18 protein-coding genes are annotated in these 18,560 nt (G+C 66.2%); 7 read left to right on the top strand and 11 right to left on the bottom strand.

Annotation, left to right across the window (positions count from 1 at the left end; all coding sequences use genetic code 11):
- Position 1: 1 nt before the first annotated feature.
- Positions 2–592: an anthranilate synthase component II gene (locus ABIB58_RS01945; RefSeq protein ID WP_185224216.1), complete on the bottom strand. Its 591-nt coding sequence runs from the start codon at positions 590–592 to the stop codon at positions 2–4.
- Positions 593–680: 88 nt separating this feature from the next.
- On the opposite strand from ABIB58_RS01945, the gene ABIB58_RS01940 reads away from it, so the two are divergent.
- Entirely contained in the window at positions 681–884 is a 204-nt protein-coding gene (locus ABIB58_RS01940) for a peptidoglycan-binding protein (RefSeq protein ID WP_354038798.1), read from the top strand.
- Here ABIB58_RS01940 and trpE read toward each other — a convergent pair.
- Together trpE and ABIB58_RS01930 are read right to left on the bottom strand one after the other, a co-directional pair.
- Positions 881–2,398, bottom strand: coding sequence for an anthranilate synthase component I (gene trpE, locus ABIB58_RS01935; RefSeq protein WP_354038796.1), 1,518 nt, complete (start codon positions 2,396–2,398; stop codon positions 881–883). The genes ABIB58_RS01940 and trpE overlap by 4 nt on opposite strands.
- Entirely contained in the window at positions 2,395–4,302 is a 1,908-nt protein-coding gene (locus ABIB58_RS01930; RefSeq protein WP_045811191.1) for a peptidylprolyl isomerase, read from the bottom strand. Before ABIB58_RS01930 ends, trpE begins: the two co-directional genes overlap by 4 nt.
- A gap of 140 nt (positions 4,303–4,442) precedes the next feature.
- Between ABIB58_RS01930 and tpiA the strand changes: the two genes are divergently transcribed.
- The 4 genes from tpiA (at position 4,443) to ABIB58_RS01910 (ending at position 7,729) form a co-directional block, all read left to right on the top strand.
- Positions 4,443–5,195 carry a triose-phosphate isomerase gene (tpiA, locus tag ABIB58_RS01925; RefSeq protein ID WP_045811190.1) on the top strand — a complete coding sequence of 251 codons (753 nt, stop codon included), beginning with the start codon at positions 4,443–4,445 and terminating at the stop codon, positions 5,193–5,195.
- Between the two features lie 64 nt (positions 5,196–5,259).
- A complete protein-coding gene (gene secG / locus ABIB58_RS01920) occupies positions 5,260–5,691 on the top strand; it encodes a preprotein translocase subunit SecG (RefSeq protein ID WP_045811189.1) in 432 nt (143 codons plus the stop codon).
- Between the two features lie 122 nt (positions 5,692–5,813).
- Positions 5,814–7,466, top strand: a complete 1,653-nt coding sequence (gene pyrG / locus ABIB58_RS01915) for a CTP synthase (RefSeq protein ID WP_045811188.1) — start codon at positions 5,814–5,816, stop codon at positions 7,464–7,466.
- Positions 7,467–7,564: 98 nt separating this feature from the next.
- Positions 7,565–7,729, top strand: coding sequence for a hypothetical protein (locus tag ABIB58_RS01910; protein WP_165116665.1), 165 nt, complete (start codon positions 7,565–7,567; stop codon positions 7,727–7,729).
- Between the two features lies 1 nt (position 7,730).
- On the opposite strand, the gene ABIB58_RS01905 is transcribed toward ABIB58_RS01910, so the two are convergent.
- The 5 genes from ABIB58_RS01905 to ABIB58_RS01885 all read right to left on the bottom strand — a co-directional run bounded on the left by ABIB58_RS01905 (position 7,731) and on the right by ABIB58_RS01885 (position 14,152).
- Positions 7,731–9,083 carry a hypothetical protein gene (locus tag ABIB58_RS01905; RefSeq protein ID WP_045811187.1) on the bottom strand — a complete coding sequence of 451 codons (1,353 nt, stop codon included), beginning with the start codon at positions 9,081–9,083 and terminating at the stop codon, positions 7,731–7,733.
- Between the two features lie 57 nt (positions 9,084–9,140).
- A complete protein-coding gene (locus ABIB58_RS01900; protein ID WP_045811186.1) occupies positions 9,141–9,467 on the bottom strand; it encodes a hypothetical protein in 327 nt (108 codons plus the stop codon).
- A gap of 39 nt (positions 9,468–9,506) precedes the next feature.
- Entirely contained in the window at positions 9,507–10,061 is a 555-nt protein-coding gene (locus ABIB58_RS01895) for a GNAT family N-acetyltransferase (RefSeq protein WP_354038979.1), read from the bottom strand.
- An 8-nt stretch (positions 10,062–10,069) separates the two neighbouring features.
- Complete coding sequence (locus ABIB58_RS01890; protein ID WP_354038791.1) at positions 10,070–12,289, bottom strand: S9 family peptidase; 2,220 nt, start codon at positions 12,287–12,289, stop codon at positions 10,070–10,072.
- 78 nt (positions 12,290–12,367) lie between these two features.
- A complete protein-coding gene (locus tag ABIB58_RS01885) occupies positions 12,368–14,152 on the bottom strand; it encodes an acyl-CoA dehydrogenase (protein ID WP_354038789.1) in 1,785 nt (594 codons plus the stop codon).
- Between the two features lie 134 nt (positions 14,153–14,286).
- Between ABIB58_RS01885 and ABIB58_RS01880 the strand changes: the two genes are divergently transcribed.
- Both ABIB58_RS01880 and ABIB58_RS01875 read left to right on the top strand, forming a co-directional pair.
- Complete coding sequence (locus ABIB58_RS01880) at positions 14,287–14,838, top strand: cytochrome b (RefSeq protein WP_295183862.1); 552 nt, start codon at positions 14,287–14,289, stop codon at positions 14,836–14,838.
- Entirely contained in the window at positions 14,835–15,752 is a 918-nt protein-coding gene (locus tag ABIB58_RS01875) for an L-threonylcarbamoyladenylate synthase (RefSeq protein ID WP_354038786.1), read from the top strand. Before ABIB58_RS01880 ends, ABIB58_RS01875 begins: the two co-directional genes overlap by 4 nt.
- On the opposite strand, the gene ABIB58_RS01870 is transcribed toward ABIB58_RS01875, so the two are convergent.
- The 3 genes from ABIB58_RS01870 to yaaA are packed head-to-tail and all read right to left on the bottom strand — an operon-like array spanning position 15,749 to position 18,498.
- The gene (locus ABIB58_RS01870) at positions 15,749–16,816 is read right to left on the bottom strand and encodes a patatin-like phospholipase family protein (RefSeq protein WP_354038784.1); all 1,068 of its coding nucleotides are present in this window, start codon (positions 16,814–16,816) and stop codon (positions 15,749–15,751) included. The genes ABIB58_RS01875 and ABIB58_RS01870 overlap by 4 nt on opposite strands.
- Positions 16,817–16,834: 18 nt before the next feature.
- Positions 16,835–17,674, bottom strand: coding sequence for a 3-hydroxybutyrate dehydrogenase (locus ABIB58_RS01865; protein WP_295218905.1), 840 nt, complete (start codon positions 17,672–17,674; stop codon positions 16,835–16,837).
- Positions 17,675–17,727: 53 nt separating this feature from the next.
- Positions 17,728–18,498 (bottom strand): peroxide stress protein YaaA, encoded by a 771-nt coding sequence (yaaA, locus tag ABIB58_RS01860; protein WP_354038781.1) that lies wholly within the window; start codon positions 18,496–18,498, stop codon positions 17,728–17,730.
- Between the last annotated feature and the right edge of the window lie 62 nt (positions 18,499–18,560).

Genomic DNA, 18,560 nt, shown 5'->3' with positions numbered 1-18,560 from the left:
GTCAGGCGGCCGCGAGGCGCTTTACGCCGGCGATCTCAAGGAAGTTGGCCAGCATATCGTGACCGTGTTCGGTGGCGATGGATTCCGGGTGGAACTGCACGCCGTGGATCGGGCGGGTGCGATGCTGCAAACCCATGATCTCGCCGTCGGCGGTCCAGGCGGTGACCTCCAGATCGTCGGGCAGGGTTTCGCGCCTGACCGCCAGCGAGTGATAGCGCGTGGCGGTGAAGGGCGAGGGCAGGCCGGCGAAGACGCTCTGGCCCTCGTGCAGGATCGGCGAGGTCTTGCCGTGCATCAGGGTCTTGGCGCGAATGACGTCGCCGCCGAAGGCCTGGCCGATGGCCTGATGACCCAGGCACACGCCCAGGATCGGCATCGATTCTGGCGCGGTCGTGATCAACGGCAGGCAGATGCCGGCCTGATCGGGCGCGCACGGGCCGGGCGACAGCAGAACGGCGGCGGGGTTCAGCGCCCACGCCTCGTCCACCGTCAGGTCGTCGTTGCGCACCACATGCGTCGGCGCGCCCAACTCCGCGAGGTAGTGGACGAGGTTGTAGGTGAAGCTGTCGTAGTTATCGACGACGAGGATCATGGCTTGGCTTCTAGGCGTGACGCGCGTCCGCGCCAAGCGGGCGCGGCCTTAAAGCGCATTTTAACTCGACGGTACTAGGACTGGGCGGGTGAAACTCGCCGCTGAAAAAGACATCGCCGCCAAGATCGCCGCCGCCAAGGCGAAGCTGGTCGTGGTCGAGACCAAGCCCAACCCCGTCGCCGCGCTTGGCGCAGCCGCGTTCGCAGCGACTGCGGCGGTTTTGATGGCGGGCGTCGTCATCATCGGACCCCGCGTGCAGTTCAACGACCCGGCGATGACGATTTCGCGCTAGCGATTGCCGGTCCTAAACCGCCAGGCGTCCTCCGCCGCCCGCATCGGCGCGCGCGCCTTGTGCTGGGTCTCGGCATATTCGGCCGCAGGATCGCTGTCGGCGACGACGCCGGCTCCGGCCTGAACAAAGATCCGGTCGTCTGCGAACAGGGCGGTGCGCAGGGTAATGCAGATATCCGCTTCGCCGCCGGCCGAAATATAGCCGACGCCGCCGCCATAACCGACGCCGCGCTTTTCGCTTTCCAGTTCGTCAATGATCTCCATCGCGCGCACTTTGGGCGCGCCCGACAGGGTGCCGGCCGGCAGGGCGGCCAGCAGCGTGTCCACCGCATCCAGCCTGGGATCAGCCTTGCCGCGCACGTTGGAGACGATGTGCATGACCTGGCTGTAGCGTTCGACGACGAAGCTCTCAGTGACCTCGACCGTGCCGGGCGCCGCGACGCGCCCCACATCGTTGCGTCCCAGGTCCAGCAGCATCAGGTGCTCGGCAAGCTCTTTCGGATCAGCCAGCAGTTCGATTTCCAGCGCCTTGTCCGCCTCTGGCGTCGCGCCGCGCATGCGTGTGCCGGCCAGCGGCCTGATCGTGACCTCGCCGTCCTTCAGTCGAACCAGGATCTCGGGACTGGAGCCGGCGAGCTGGAAGCCTTCGAAGTTCAGATAGAACAGATAGGGCGATGGGTTCTGGCGACGCAGCGAGCGATAAAAGGCGAACGGATCGTCCGTCCACGGGGCTGAGAACCGATGGCTGAGCACGACCTGGAAGATATCGCCGGCGCCGATATAGTCCTTGGCCCTGGCGACCATCCCGCCGAAGGCCGGCTCGTCAACCGGCGAAGTGAAGACGGGAGGCGGCGTTTGCTGCGGAGCGGCGCGGACGGGCAAGGGTTCGCGCAAGGCCGTCTCGAACGCGTCCAGCCGCGCCGTCGCGGCGTCGAAAGCGTCATGCGCTGACATGCCGGCGTCGGGATAGGCGGCCGACACTAGAACGATCTCGTGGCGGACCGAATCGAAGATGGCCACCAGCGACGGCCGCGTCAGCACGGCGTCGGGCAGATCGAGCGGATCGGGGTTGGGCGCACCCAGCGGTTCCAGCAGGCGCACCATGTCGTAGCCGAAGACGCCGAACAGGCCGGCTGCCATCGGCGGCAGTCCCTCCGGCAGATCGAACTTCGACGCCGCGATCAGCGCGCGCAGGGATTGCAGCGCAGGGAGCGTTTCGGCCGCGAATCGACCTTTGCCTATGGCGGACCCGCGCGACAGTTCCGCCACGTTGGATCGACAACGCCAGACCACATCGGGATCCAGCGTCAGGATGGAGTAGCGTCCCTTGACCGCGCCGCCCTCGACCGATTCCAGCAGGCAGGCGTACGGCCGATCGCGTCCCAGCTTCAGATAGGCCGAGACCGGGGTTTCCAGGTCGTCGATGACCCGGCGAACCAGGACCTGCGGCCGACCGGCCAAAAGGCCGGCGGCGAAGGCGTCGAACGTGACGTCGCGTGAAACGTCGTCGGTCATTGCGCCGGTGCGGCGGGCGTTGCGCCACCCGACAGACCCAGGGCCGACAGCGCCTGGGCCGGATCGTTCTTGGCCTTGGAGCGCTGGGCGCCCGCCGAGACGGACGACTCGACCATGGCCTGCACCAACTCCTGGGTCAGGCGCGGGCGGACCTGCTCGGCCAGCGGTCCGGCTACGGCCGGATTGGCGGCGCGGACGTTGTCGACGCGGCCGACCACATAGGCGGTCTGCGACGCCGGCTGCGAGAAGGCCTGGCCCTTGGACTGGCCGAACAGACCCTGAAGCACGCCCTGACCCAAGGCTTCCTGGGTCTGCTGATTGCGGATGACGCCGGTGCGCACGGTCAGCGGCGCATTGACCGAGCGGGCGACCGCGGCGATGTCCTCGCCATTGCGCACGCGGGTCGTCAGCTCTTCGGCCTTGGCCGAGAGGCGACGCATGGTTTCCCGCTGGATCCATTGGGCGGCCAGGGGCTCGCGAACCTCGGCCAGGGTCGGCAGGGCCGACGGGCGGATGTCGTTGACGCGCACGGCGAAATACTGGCCCTGACCGGCGTCGATGACGTCGCTCTCGCCGCCTTTGGTCAGGCTCCAGGCCGTCTCGAAGATTTGCGGCGGGGCGTTCAGCGCCTGACCGTTCGGCAGTTTGCCGTCCTTGGTGAAGGGCGGCAGATCGACGATGCGACCGCCGGCCTCACGCGCGGCGTCAGCCAGGTTCTTGCCGGCCGTGCGGGCGGCTTCGTACTTCTCGACCTTGGCGTAGGTCTGGGTCTTCACGTCCTCGGCGCGCAGTTCCTGGATCATCTCCTCGCGAGCGCTGTCGAGCGTGGCGGGCGCGGCTGGCTGAACGGCCGTAACCTTGGCGACGGCGAAGCCGACACCGGCCTGGACCGGGTTGGACACCTGATTGGCTTGCAGGCCGAAGACGGCGGCTGCGGTCGCGGCGTCGCCGATGGCCGAGCGGGGGGTCTCGTTGAAGGCGGCAGGGGTGATGTTGTTGGCGCGGCCGACGTCGGCGGGCGATTGGCCCGCGCGCAGGGCGGCGGCGATCTTCTGGGCCGTCTCGCGGTTCGGCGCGGTCAGGGTGACGAACGAGCGCGTCTCGGGCTTGCTCAGCGTATCCTTCTTGAACTCGAAACGCTCGCGGATGCGGTCTTCCGAGATCGGCGCATTGGCCGAAGCCTCAGGCGTGAACAGAACTACCGACACCATGCGGAACTCGGGCGCGCGCAGGCGGTCGGCGTTCTCCTGGATGAAGGCGTTCAACTGGGCGTCAGTCGGGGCGGGGATCTGACCGGCCATCGCCGGGGTCACCTCGAACCAGCGCCCATCGCGGCTTTCGAAGGCGGAACCGGCCAGCAGCGCGCCATAGATGCGAGGCACGCGGGCGCCGGCGAAGACGGCGGCGCCGAAATGCTCGGTCGCATATTGGTCGCGCAGGTCTTGCTCCAGCATGGCGGGCGTCAGGTTCTGCTGCGCAAGAGCCGCCTCATAGGCCTGCTGGTCGAACTGGCCGGTGACCGAGTTGAAGAAGGCCGGGATCTGGCGGATCTGCTTGACGATCAGCTCCTTGCCCGGGCGGATGCCGGCCTTGTAGGCCCAGTTCAGGAAGCCCAGCTGCTGCGTCTGCTCGGTCAGAAAGCGGACGTGGATGTTTTCCGCCACCAGCTCCTGGTTCGTCAGGGGGCGGCCGACCTGCTGCTGCAGCCGCTCACGCACCTGATCGAAGGCGGTGCGGAACTCGGCTTCGTTCATCGAACGGTCGCCCGCATCGATGACGTGCTTCGGTCCCAGGTTGGAGAAGACATCCATCCGCGCGCCGACGATCACGAAGCTGATCGCGATCAGGACAAGCAGGGCGGCCGCCCATTTGGATCGAGAGAAGGCGCGGAAGGCGGTGAGCATTCGAAAACCCGGGACTGGCCGATATTGGCGTCAATCGTCGCGTATAGTCGGGGCGAGGCCGCCGCTGCAAGGATGGCTTCGTGTCCGGATTGCGGCGGCGCCTCTTGGCTTGGCGGTTTTCGCCTTCTAGACAGGCGCCCATGAAACAATCCGTGAAGATGATCGTCGGCAATTGGAAGATGAACGGCGTCTCGGCCGCCTTGGCGCAGGCTGAGGCTATCAGGGACGCCGTCGGAACGACGGGCCAGGGATGCCGTGTTGTGTTGTGCCCGCCGGCGACGTTGATCGACCGCATGCAGTCCGCCCTGGCGGGCAGCGGCGTGGCCGTGGGCGGTCAGGACTGCCATGACAAGCCCGCCGGCGCCTTCACCGGCTCGGTGTCGGCCGAAATGCTGGTCGATGCTGGCGCGACCGTGGTGATTCTGGGGCATTCCGAACGCCGCTCCGCGTTCGGCGAGGCCGATGCGGACGTCGCCGCCAAGGTCGAGGCCGCCATCGCCGCCGGGCTGGAGCCCATCGTGTGCGTCGGTGAAACCTTGCAGCAGCGGGAGGCGGGCGACGCCATCGCCGTGGTGTCGGGCCAGGTCTCGGGCTCGCTGCCATCCATCCTGGCCGAGCGCGACTTCGCGGTGGCATATGAACCCGTATGGGCCATCGGGACGGGCCTGACCCCGACGCTGGATCAGATCGCCGAGGTCCATGCCGCCGTGCGCGCCGCCATCGTCGCAAAGCTGGGAGACGGCGCGCGCACCGCGCCCATTTTGTATGGCGGTTCGGTCAAACCGGAGAATGCGCGCGACATTCTGGCTACGCCGGAAGTCGGCGGCGCCCTGGTCGGCGGCGCGTCCTTGAAGGCCGAGGACTTCATGCCGATCGTCAACGCCGCCGCGTGACGTTTGCCCCTGGCGCGCTTCGATGATAGAGGCCGCCGCTTGATCGGCGCAGATCCGCGCCCACATGAATGACGCCATGCTCCAGACCATCCTGCTCGTCGCCATCATCATCGTCGCCATCGCGCTGACGGGCATCGTCCTGCTTCAGAAGTCCGAGGGCGGCGCCTTGGGCATGGGCGGCGGTCCGTCGGGCTTCATGACCGCGCGCGGCGCCGGCAATCTGCTGACCGTCACCACCTGGTGGCTGGCTGCCGCGCTGTTCATCCTGACGATCATTCTGACGGTTGTCGGCAATATGGACCGCGCATCGGTGTCCGGCATCGACGCCGACGCTGTGGGTTCGCTGGCCACGACGCCGCAGACCCAGACGCAGCAGCCCGCCCTGCAACAGCCTGCTGCGCCGGCCAAACCGGCGACGCCTTCGCTGGATGATCTGGAAGCCAGCCTGCCGTCGGCCTCCACTGCTCCGGCGCCGGCCCAACAGCCCGCCCAGTAAGGCTCCGACAGAGACCCGAGTTTTCGAAAGCGCGCCGCAGGGCGCGCTTTCTTCTTTTGATCAACAGTTCGATTCGACGGCGGCATGACCGAGCCGCGAATCATGGAGTAAGGTGTCCCCCCATGGCTCGCTATGTGTTCATCACCGGCGGCGTGGTTTCCTCGCTAGGAAAAGGCCTCGCCTCCGCCGCTCTCGGCGCTCTTTTGCAGGCGCGCGGCTACAAGGTCCGCCTGCGCAAGCTTGACCCCTATCTGAACGTCGATCCGGGCACGATGAGCCCGTATCAGCACGGCGAGGTCTTCGTGACCGACGACGGCGCCGAGACCGACCTGGACCTGGGCCACTACGAGCGGTTCACCGGCGTGTCGGCGGCAAAGTCCGACAACATCACGACCGGCCGCATCTATTCGACCATTCTGGAGAAGGAGCGTCGCGGCGACTATCTGGGCGCGACGGTGCAGGTCATTCCGCACGTCACCGACCAGATCAAATCCTTCTGCCTGACGCCCGCCCTGACCGACGCGGGCGAAGACGTCGACTTCGTGCTGGTCGAGATCGGCGGCACGGTCGGCGACATCGAGGGACTGCCCTTCTTCGAGGCCATCCGCCAGTTGGGGCAGGACCTCCCGCGCGGGCAGAGTTGCTTCGTCCACTTAACGCTGCTGCCGTTCATCAAGACGGCCGGCGAGATGAAGACCAAGCCGACCCAGCACTCGGTCAAGGAACTGCGCTCCATCGGCATTCAGCCGGACATCCTGCTGTGCCGCTGCGAGCAGCCGATCCCGGCTGAGGAAAAGCGCAAGATCGGCCAGTTCTGCAACGTGCGCGAAAGCGGCGTCATTCAAGCAATGGACTCCGCCGACATCTATGCCGTGCCGCTGGACTATCACCGCGAGGGTCTGGACCGCGAAGTGCTGGCGCATTTCGGCATAAACGACGCGCCCGAGCCGGATCTGACCGGCTGGCAGGAGATCGCGCGTCGCCGCCTGCAGCCCGACGGCGAAGTCACCATCGCCGTGGTCGGGAAGTACACCGTCCTGAAGGACGCCTATAAGTCGCTGATCGAGGCCCTGCATCACGGCGGCGTGGCCAACAACGTCAAGGTCAACATCGACTGGGTCGAGGCCGACACCTTCGAAGGCGATCCCGAGGCCTGTGAGGAGCGTCTTCAGGGCGCGCACGCCGTTCTGGTGCCGGGCGGCTTCGGCGAGCGCGGCTCGGAAGGCAAGATCGAGGCGGCCCGCTTCGCCCGTGAGCGCAACATCCCTTACTTCGGCATCTGTTTCGGCATGCAGATGGCGGTGATCGAGGCGGCGCGGAACCTGGCCGGCTATCCCAAGGCCTCGTCCACCGAATTCGGCCCGACCGCCGAGCCGGTCGTCGGCCTGATGACCGAATGGACCCAGGGCAATCAACGCGTCCTGCGTCAGCAGGGCGGCGACCTGGGCGGCACGATGCGGCTGGGCGCCTATGATTCGACTCTGGCTGCCGGTTCCAAGATCGCCGAGATCTACGGCTCGACCGCGATCAGTGAGCGTCACCGCCACCGCTACGAGGTCAACATCAACTATCGCGAGGCGATCGAGCAGAAGGGCGGACTGGTCTTCGCCGGCCTGTCGCCCGACGGTGTGCTGCCCGAAACGGTCGAACGCCCCGACCACCCCTGGTTCATCGGCGTTCAGTATCACCCCGAGCTGAAGAGCCGTCCGTTCGCGCCGCATCCGCTGTTCGCCAGCTTCATCGGCGCGGCCGTGGTGCAAAGCCGCCTCGTCTGACGGAACGCGGTTCTCACAGACTCCATCGGGTCCGCGTTTTGCAGTAGACTGTCCGGAACGGATCGAATTGGCACGATCCGAATGCGGCGGGACCGTCGATGATCGGCGAGTTGCTTTATCACCTGCACAGGCACGTTCGGCTGGTGCTGATCGCCGGAGCGCTGATGCTCGTGCTCGGCGTGGTCCTGGTCGGCTATGAAGCGCTGCGCCTTCTGGACCAGCCGCCGGCCCGCCCGGCCGAAGCCGGACAGGCCTTGAGCTAGATCAGTCGATCTTCAGCCGCGCGAACAGCATCGCCCCGTCGGGATCGCCGCCGTACAGCGGCTCCAACGCCGTCGGCACGCGATTCATGGCATAGAGACCGCCGAGACCGAAACGGACGTGTTCGGCGATCCGCCAGTCGCGGACCATGCCGACCGACGCCTTGCCCACCGTGTAGAGCGGGCCGTGACCGCCGCCGACGCCGGGAACCAGTTCATCGGTCTCGATCCGTTCGGCGCGGGCGAAGACGGTCCAGCGGTCGTTGGGATGGACCGCCGTCTCCAGCAACCAGCCGTCCTTCGATTCGCCGTGGTCGTTGGTCTTTCGGCCCCAAGCCAGGGTCGAGGACCACCAGCCGTCATCGCCCAGACGGCGGGTGTGGATGGCGCTGGCCGACCATTTCGTCTCGTCCTCGTCGGGCTCCAGCTGTTCCGGCGCGGAGACATCGGCGTAGGAGGCCTGCAGCGACCATTGATCGCTCGGATTCCAGGCAGCCCGCACCGACCAACTGTCGAGCCGTGGCGAATCGATGCCCCAACGCTCCTCGTCCGGCTCGCGTCCCTTGAAGGCCGAGGTCTCGATCTTGAACCGGTCGTGCGCCCAGCCCAAGGTGGTCACGCCGAAGACGATGTGGGTCGAATCCAGCCAGTGGTGGGTGATCGGCGCCTCCGGACTGTCCATCGCGCTCATGCGGTGCATGAAGGCGGGCGGCCCGAAGGCAGGCTCTCCAGGCAGGCCGATGTAGCCATAGACGCTGTCCTTGTCCGACAGACGCTTCGAGTAGCTGGCTGACAGCTCCATGAAGAGGTCGTGGGGGTGCTGACGATCGACCAGCGGATTGACGCCGTCCGCCGTCTCGCCCGCCGCCAGCAGCAGCGGATAGCCGGACTTGCCCATCAGCGGATCGGGGCTGAGCATCGCGCGCAGGTTCAGTTTCGAACCGTCGTCGAAATCGCGCCGCGCCGAGGTCATCAACATGCCGGCGACGAAGGTCTTGTCGCCGCCGCGAGGCCCGGACTGGGTGTCATAGACCAGGTTCAGCATGGCGTGCGTCATCACCATCCAGTCGCCACGGACGCTGTGGATGCCGCCGTGTTCGCTGGCGTCGGGTTGCCAGCCTGTGCCGGAGGCGTCGCGGCTCATGGGCCAGGGGCCGTAGGGGCTGGTCATCGTGTGACCCATGCTGGCGTGATCCGCCATGGGTTCGTCAGATGAGATGGGCATGTCGTGACCTGCGTGCGGATCGGCAGCGGGCTTGGTCGACGCGTGGTGGGAGTGATCCTGCGCCGCCGCGGCCTGAGCCAGGGCGAGCAGGGAAGCGCCGGCGCAGACGCCGACGAGAGTACGGATAGCCATTCAAGGCCTCCTCTGATGATCGTGACGGAGTGCGCCCTGCGAGGGGCGCGAGGTGTGTCAGACGATCAGGAGGCGGGGTGGTCCGGGTTCGGGCGACAGCAAGCGACCGGCCGGCAGAGCGACCGAAACGGCGACCACGCGCAACGGCGACAGGGTCGGACGAGAAACCGGCGCGGGGTCCAGCGTGGGCGTCGCCACGCAGGCGACGCAGCAGATCATCGCCTTCATGGCCTTGGGCGCTTGGTTCGGGGTCTGGTCGGGCGAAGACTGACCCGTCTGATGGCAGAGCGCGGCGGTCGCCGGCGACGCCGAGGCGCCGACCGCGCCGAGCGCCAGCACCGACAGGGCGCCGATCAGCAGCAACAGGGATTGAACGATCTTCACGGCGTCAGGATAGGCGTCGGGTCACGGCGCCGCAATGCGTCAGCGCAGCGGCTTCTTGTCGACAAGGGGCAGACCCGGGGCGTCGGGCGCTGTCGCGCCGCCGTCGCCTAGCGCCCGCTGCATGAACACCACGTCGCGCCAGTCGTCGTGCTTCCAGCCGGCCGCCTTGAACACGCCGGCGTCGGTGAAGCCGCGCGTTCGGTGCAGGGCGATTGAGCCGACGTTCTCCGCATCACCGATGACCGCGACCATCTGACGAAGACCCATCACTTCGCACCGAAGGATCAACGCATCGAGCAGGACGCCGGCGACGCCGCGCCCCCGGGCCCAAGGCGCGACGTAGATGGAGTCCTCGACCATGTAGCGATAGGCCTGACGCGTGCGGAACGGCCCGGCGTAGGCATAGCCCGCGATCGCGCCCTCGATCTCGACCACAAGCCGCGGCAGGCCGAGAGCTTCGACCCCGGCCAGCCGGAACGCCATTTCGATCTCGTCGGGCGCTTCCAGCTCGAAGGTGCCGCGCCCATTGGCGACGCTCTCGGCATAGATGGCCGTGATCGCGGCGATGTCGTCGGGACGGGCGTCGCGAACCATCAGCGCGCTCACGCCTGCTCCCAGCCCTTGTCGATGGCCCAGACGGCGAAGGCGTAATCGTGGGCGACTTCTTTCAGATAATCGAACCGTCCGGCCGCGCCGCCGTGACCGGCCTCCATATTGATCTTCAGCAGCACCGGCTTGCCCGAGGTGGTGGCGGGTCGCAGCTTGGCGACCCACTTCTCCGGCTCCCAGTAGGTGACGCGCGGATCGGACAGACCGCCTGTCGCCAGGACCGCCGGATAGGCTTTCGGCTCGACCTGATCGTAGGGGCTGTAGCTCATCATATAGTCGTAGGCGGCCGGGTCCTCGATCGGATTGCCCCACTCGGGCCATTCGGGCGGCGTCAGCGGCAGGGAGGTGTCCGACATGGTGTTGATCACGTCCACGAACGGCACTTGACCGATGATCCCGGCCCAAAGGTCGGGCCGCATATTGTTGACCGCGCCCATCAACAGGCCGCCGGCCGATCCGCCTTGGGCCACGATGTTTCCGGCCGTGGCGTATTTCTTGTCGATCAGGTGTTCGGCGGAAGCGATGAAGTCGGTGAAGGTGTTCTTCTTCGTCATCTTCCGGGCGTCCAGGAACCAGCCCCAGCCCTTGTCCGAACCGCCGCGAATGTGGGCGATGGCGTAGATCCAGCCGCGATCCACCAGCGACAACCGGTTGGTCGAGAAGCTGGCCGGCATGGGAATGCCGTAGGAGCCGTATCCGTAGAGCAGCAGGGGCGCCGAACCATCGACGGGCGTCGATTTGCGACGCAGCACCGTCACCGGCACCAACTGGCCGTCCGAAGCCGGCGCGTTCAGCCGCTCGACCACATAGTCCTCGATATTGTGACCGGACGGAATCTGCTGCGTCTTGCGCAGGGTCCGTTCGCGCGACGCCATGTCGTAGTCGAACGTCTGCGTCGGGGTGGACGGCGAGTTGTAGTTGTAGCGGGTGGTCGTCGTCTCGTATTCGGAGGCGCCGGCCAGCGACAGGGCGAAGGCCGGTTCGTCCACCGCGATCTCATGCTCGGCGCCTTCGCGGTCGCGGATGATGATGCGAGTGTTGGCGTCGGCGCGTTCCTGGCGCGCCAGATGGGCATTCGTCAGGTCCAGGCCTTCGATGAAACGGCCCGGCGTGTGCGCCACCAGATCGGTCCAGTTCGCCTTGGCCGGCGTCGCGGTCGGGGCCTGGACGATCTTGAAATCGATGGCGTCGTCCGCATTGGTGCGGATCACCCAGCGGTCGCCCCAGTGATCGACGTCATAGCGGGTCGCGACCACGCGCGGCTCCAGCACGACGGGCTCGGCCGTCGGCGTGGCGGCGGGAATGTAGCGCGCCTCCGACGTTTCCTGGTTCTGGATGCCGACCACGATGAACTGGTCGTCGGCCGTGCGGCCCACGCCAATGAACATGCCGTCGTCGGTTTCCTCATAGACCAGGCTGGTCTCGCCGCCGCGGGCCGGACGACGGAAGATCTTGTCCGGACGGCCGTTGTCGTCGCGGTTGGTCCAGAAGATCCACTGGCTGTCCGGCGAGAAGACGAAGTCGCCGGTGGCGCTGTCGATCACCTCGGGCAGCAGCTCGCCGGTCGCCAGATCCTTGACGTAGATCTTGTGCACCTCGGAACCCTGAGCGTCCTCGGCATAGGCGAACAAGCTGTGATCCGGGCTGTGGCTTGCGGCCGACACTTCCGAATAGGCCTTGCCCTTGGCCAGTTCGTTGGCGTCCAGCAGCAGCTGGGGCGTCGGGGCCATGACAAAGTTTTTCGTCACCGGCTGACCATCGACCATCCACGTGCCCTGACGCTCGACGCGCATGTAGCGCGGGTGCTGATCGCCGGTCTGGTATTCGACGTAGTAGTTCCAGCCGCCATCCGGCGCAGGAACCGAGCTGTCGTCTTCCTTGATGCGGCCGCGCATCTCGCTGAACATCGTCTCCTGCAAGGGCAGGGTAGAGGCCATCATGGCCTCGCGGTAGGCGTTCTCGGCGGTCAGGTGTTCCTTGACCTCGGCCTTGATCAGGGTCGGATCGCGCAGGACCGCCTGCCAATTGTCATCCTTCATCCACTGATAGTCGTCGGTCCGGGTGCGGCCCAGTTGTTCGATGACGACAGGGATTTTCTTGGCGACGGGCGGCTGAGGCATGGGGGATCCGGTGGACTGACGGGCGAGCGCGGGGGAGGCCGAGACGGCGAGGGCGGTCGCCGCTGTGGACATGATCAGTTGCCGACGATTCATCGGACGCTCCTGCTTGTTTGAAGAGCCGACCTTGAAGGTCCGGCACCCTCTACGTCAAACGAAGAAACGCCGAGCCGATCATCCGGCCAGCGCGTCCACCGTCATGCGCCGCAGCAAGTCGCCGCCCTGACCCACGGCTGCCAGACGGCTGGAGACGTGGCCCAGCACATTGGCGGCATAGACTTCGTAGAGGTCCAGTTTGCCCTGCAGCCAAACCGGACCACCGTCATTGGCGTCCAGCTTCGCCTTGGCGGCAAGCGCGCCCTTGGCCAGCATCCATCCGCCGGCCACATCGCCAAGCAGTTTCAGATAGGCGTCGGCCGCCGCCAGCACATCGGCCGCCGCATTCGGATCGGCCTTCTGATCCAGCAGCCACAGGGTCGCGTCCTCGACCGCCTCGATGGCGGTGGCGAACCGTTCGACCGGCTTGCCGCTATAGAGCTTTCCGAGATCGATCAGCGTCGCCTTCATGTCTGCGATCAGCGCCTTGGCCGAATCGCCGCCGTCCATCGACAGTTTGCGACCCACCAGATCCATGGCCTGAATGCCGTTGGTGCCTTCGTAGATCGGAGCGATACGGGCGTCGCGATAGTATTGCGCCGCGCCGGTCTCCTCGATGAAGCCCATGCCGCCGTGGATCTGGACGCCCATCGAGGCGACCTCGCAGCCGATATCGGTGGACCAGGCCTTGGCGATCGGCGTGAACAAGTCCTCGCGTCCCTTCCAGCGGCGGCGTTCCTCTTCGGTCCCGGCGTGGCGGGCCAGATCGGCGGCGACGCCGGTCGCCAGGCACACGGCGCGCGCCGCCGAGATCTTGGCCTTCATGACGCTGAGCATGCGGCGCACGTCGGGGTGGTCGAAGATCGGGGCGTTGGCCTCGCCAGTCCAGACCGAGCGCCCCTGACGACGGTCCAAGGCATAGGCGAGGGCGTGCTGATAGGCGCGTTCGGCGATGCCGACGCCCTCGACGCCGACGGCCAGGCGCGCCGCGTTCATCATCACAAACATATGGGCCAGGCCCTGATTCGGCTGGCCGACCAGTTCCGCAGTCGCCCCTTCATAGCTCATGACGCAGGTCGGCGAGGCGTGGATGCCCAGCTTGTGCTCGACGCCGACCGGGCGGAAGGCGTTGCGGTCGCCCAGCGTGCCGTCTTCCTTCACCGCAAACTTCGACGCCAGGAACAGGCTGATGCCCTTGGGGCCCTTGGGCGCGTCGGGCAGGCGGGCCAGCACCAGATGGATGATATTGTCGGTCGCGTCGTGGTCGCCCCAGGTGATGTAGATCTTTTGCCCGTTCAGCGCATAGGTCCCGTCGCCGTTCGGCGTCGCCGTGGTGATCAGCGAACCCAGGTCCGATCCGGCGCCCGGCTCGGTCAGGACCATGGCGCCGGTCCATTCGCCGCTGACCAGCTTGGTTAGATATTTGGCTTTTTGCTCTTCCGTCCCGACCTGCTCCAGCGCCTCGATCGAGGCCAGCGACAGCATGGGGCACAGGCCGAACGCCATGTTGGCGGCATGGACGGTCTCATAGGCCGCAAGTTCCAGCGCCTTGGGCAGGGCCTGTCCGCCCGCTTCGGTCGAGGCCGACAGCCCGGTCCAGCCGCCGGCCGCGAACTGGCGATAGGCGTCGGCGAAGCCGGGAGCGGCGGTGACGGCGCCGTTAGCGTAGGTCGAGCCCTTCTGATCCCCAATCCGGTTTAGCGGCGCCAGCACCTCTTCGGAGAATTGTCCCGCCGCCTCCAGAACGGCGCCGGCGACGTCGGCGTCATAGTCGGGAAAGGCGCCGGTTGCGGCCACGTCGGCCATGCCGGCGACGGATTCCAGAGTGAAGGCCAGGTCTCGAACAGGCGCGCGATAGGTCATGGGTTTCCTCAATCGTCTTTGCGGCCTAAGTGCCGCGTCGGGGCCTGTCGCTGCAAGCGTCTTGGCGACGCGCCCCGTCTCAGTGCAAAGTGACGGAATGCATGGTGACGCCGTGCCGTCGCGGAAGGGAAGACATGGGCGAGCCCCGCAATCGATATTCGGTCGTTTCCCTGCTGATGCACTGGGGTATCGCCGTCGCCGTTCTGGCGCAGGTGCTGCTGATCACCGCGCACGAGAATACGGAAGGCCCGCTTTCGGGCCAGTTCGTCATGCTGCACAAGTCGCTGGGTCTGACGATCCTGGTGCTGACCCTTGCACGGATCGGATGGCGCCTGGCGCATCCGGCGATTCCGTTGCCATCGGCCTTGCCGCGTTGGCAGAAGGTGGCGGCGCGCACGACGCACGTCCTGTTCTATCTGGCCCTGATCGTTATTCCGATGACCGGTTGGCTCGCATCATCTGCGGGCGGGCGCGCGATCGAGTGGTTCGGCCTGTTCTCATGGCCCCTGCTGCCCGTCGGCGGCGGGCGCGAAACGGCGCGCAGCCTGATGGGCCTGCACGAACTGGCGGTGAAGGGTCTCTACGTCTTGATCGCCCTGCATGTGATCGCGGCGCTGAAGCACCAGTTCATCGATCGGGACAATGTGCTGCACCGGATGATCCCGATCATCCCGCGCCGACCGTGAGCCAAACGCCGCTGCAAGCCGCCCAGGCGCTGGCGAACGGCGATCTGATCCTGCTGCCGACCGAGACCGTCTACGGACTGGGCGCCGATGCGAGCAATGCCGAAGCGGTCGCCGCCATCTTCGCCGCCAAGGGACGACCGAAGTTCAATCCGCTGATCTCGCATGTCGTGGATGTCGATGCGGCCGCTGAAATCGGCGAGTTGGGCCCGCTCGGACGGGCCTTGGCGGACGCCTTCTGGCCGGGACCCTTCACCCTGATCACGCCGATCTTGAACACGCGCAGGGTCTGCGATCTGGCGCGCGCGGGACTGGATAGCGTCGCGATTCGCGTTCCGGCGCATCCGGTGGCCAGGGAAGTGTTGGCGGCGTTCGGCGGCCCTGTCGTAGCTCCCTCGGGCAATCGTTCCGGCCGACCGAGCCCGACGACCTTCACGGATGCTGTCGAGGAGACGGGCTTTGCGGTCTCAGCGGCTGTCGATGGCGGGCCTTGCCAGGTCGGTCTGGAAAGCACGGTCGTGTCGGTGCTGGGGGGACGGGTCGCCCTGCTGCGTCCCGGCGCCATCACCCGATCCGAGATCGAGGCGGTCGTTGGTCCCATTGAAGAGGGCTCAGAAGGGCATCGTTCGCCCGGGCGACTGACCCTGCACTATGCGCCGGATGCGCCGGTTCGGATCGAGGCTGACGCAGCGCGTGACGGCGAGATCCTGCTCGGCTTTGGCCCCGAAGCCGGCGAGCCGCGCTGGAGTCTAAGCCCTTCGGGCGACCTGCGCGAAGCCGCCGCCAACCTGTTCCGACTGCTGCGCGAGGCCGATCGCACACGGCCGACAGGTATCGCCGTATCGCCGATCCCGACGACGGGACTGGGTGAAGCCATCAACGACCGTCTGCGCCGGGCGGCAGGCTTCGTCGGCTAGCCGAAGCGGGCCTGAAGATCGACGCTTGACTGGCGTCCGACACTGGCCAGGCACGCGTTCAGCCAATCGTCGGCGGCCGCACGTCCTCGCGCCTTCAGGTCGTTGAGGAAACCCCATTCGGTGTTGAACTTGGATCGCAGCGACAGGTCCGAAAGCCAGCCGTCCGCCTCGATCGCGTGCAGCCGGACGTGCCGATAAGGCCCGGCGCCGCCGCCCTTCAACTGCCCATGTTCGATCAGTTCACCCGCCAGGGCGATGGCGCGCAGTTCGGCGACAAGCGGCGCGTTGAAGACGATTTCGTTCAGCCGATCCACGATGTCGCCTGCGCTTTTCGGCGTCTCGTCGCGCATCATCGGATTGAGTGTGATCAGCAGCACGTCGTCCGGCGTGTCGTCTCCGGTCAACGGCCACAGCGGCGGATTGGTCAGATAACCGCCGTCCCAATAGGGCTCGCCGTCGATCTCCACGGCTTGGAACAGATGGGGCAGGCAGGCCGACGCCATCAGGACATCGGCGTTGATCTCATTCGTCTGGAAGATGCGCGCCTTCGCCTGGCGCACGGCGGTGGCGGCGATGAAAAGCCGGATGTCCGAGGCCTGAACGGCGCTGAAATCGACTGAGGCCTGCAAAACCCGCTTCAGAGGATTATGGTTCAGCGGATTGAATTCATACGGACTCATCGACATCGCCAGCGTCTCGCCCGCGCGCCAGAATGGGTTGTCCTTGATCCAGTCGGGCGTCCGCGCCGCATTCCAGATCGCGCTGTCGCCAAAGACGTTGCGACCGCCGGACTGGTTCACCTCTCGCCAGAGTTTGTCCAACGCGGCGCGGCCATCGCCTGACGCGAGGCCCGACACCAACGCAGTTCCGTTCATCGCTCCCGCTGAGACTCCGGACACCGCGCGAATATCCAGACGATCGTCTTCCAACAGATGATCCAGCACACCCCACTGGAACGCGCCGTGCGCGCCGCCGCCTTGAAGCGCTAGGCATATGGGCCGTCGGGCGGAAGCGGCGGGAACGATGTCCGCCGCCTCGGCGGTCTTGCGCTTGAAAATCGCCATGACCGCCGCCTTCCTCTGCTACTGCGCGGTCCAGCCGCCGTCGATGGAGAAGCTGGCCCCGTTAGCCGAGGCGCCGAGGTCGCTGACCAGGTAGAGGAAGATGCCAGTCAGCTCCTCCGTCGTGACGAACCGCTTTGTCGGCTGGGCCGCCAGGATCACGTCCGTCAGCACCTGCTCCTCGGTCATGTTTCGCGTTCGCGCCTGATCCGCGATCTGTTTGGTCACGATCGGCGTCTCGACGAAGCCGGGGCAAATGGCGTTGCAGGTGATGTTGTCGCGCGCCAGTTCCAGCGCTGCGGTCTTGGTGAAGCCGATGACGCCATGCTTTGCCGCGACATAGGCGGACTTGAACGGACTAGCCACCAGACCGTGCGCCGAGGCCATGTTGACGATCCGGCCGCGCCCCTGCGCCTTCATGATCGGGATCGCCGCTCGCGTGGCGTAAAAGGCCGACGACAGGTTGATGGCGATGATCTTCTCCCACTGATCGGTGGGAAAGTTCTCGACGGATTCGACGTGCTGGATGCCGGCGTTGTTGACCAGAATATCCAGCCGTCCCAGTTCGCGTTCAGCGAAGCCGATCATGTCGGCGATTTCGTCACCGCGCGTCATGTCCGCCGGATGATAGAGGACGCGAGCGCCGGATGAGGCCTCCAGATCGGCGCGGGTACGCTCGATTTCCGTCGGGTCGCCCAGGCCGTTCAGCACGACGTCGCCGCCGCCTGCCGCCACGGCGCGCGCGAGAGCCAGCCCGATGCCGGAGGTCGAGCCCGTGATGACCGCGACCTGCCCTTTCAGATCGCCGATACCGCGTGCCGCCCGACTGTCAGCGCCCGTGGAGTTAGGCTCTTGCGACATGAATCCGCCCCTTGGTTGGTTTTGGCGAGATTAGCGGGAGGTCGATGTCGGGATCAAGAATTTCCCGATCTGATGAATATCCACTCGGCGTCGGTCGAGGCGGCCTTGTCGAACGCATAACCGTCGCGGTCGAAAGCCTTCAGGTCCTCGACCCGTTCCACGCGCTCGTCGATCGCGAAACGCGCCATGGCCCCCCGCGCCTTCTTGGCAAAGAACGAGATGATGCGGCTCTCGCCATTCTTCTCTTCCCGGAACTGGGGCGTGACGACAGGCAGTTTCAGCGCCTTTGCATCGACGGCTCCGAAATATTCCTGGCTGGCCAGGTTCACCAGCGTCGGATCCGACTGACCCTCGGCGTCCTCGTTCAGTTGTTTGGAAATCCGGTCGCCCCAGAAGTCGTACAAGCTGGCCCCGCGACGCGTCTTCAGCCGCGTGCCCATCTCCAGGCGATAGGGCTGGATCCGGTCCAATGGACGCAGCAGGCCATAAAAGCCGGACAGAATGCGCAAGTGATCCTGGGCGAACGCCAAGGCCTCGGCGTCCAGTTCGCGCGCTTTCAAACCCTCATAGACATCGCCGGCAAAGGCGAAGGCGGCCTGAACGCCCTCGGTCGATTCAGGATCGAAAGCCTCGAAACGCGCGGCGTTCAGCGTCGCCAAATCGTCGGAAATCCCCATCAGCCGACGCAGGTCTGCCTTGGTCTGGCGCTTGGCGGTCTTGGACAGGCTGGCGGTGTCTTCGAGGAACCGCCGGTCCGTCGCCGGACTGGCCGCATCGGCTTCGGTGAAATCGAGGCGCTTGGCCGGGGAAAGAACAATCAGCAAGACGCGGCTCCGTAATGTCGCCGCCCACATAGGATGCTTCGATGACGATTTGAACCGGCTGC

The sequence above is a fragment of the Brevundimonas sp. UYEF29 genome (genome assembly GCF_040546195.1).
GTDB classification, from domain to species: Bacteria; Pseudomonadota; Alphaproteobacteria; order Caulobacterales; family Caulobacteraceae; genus Brevundimonas; species Brevundimonas huaxiensis.
Note: the sequence above shows the minus strand (reverse complement) of the source record. Positions and strands in the feature narration are given on the sequence as shown.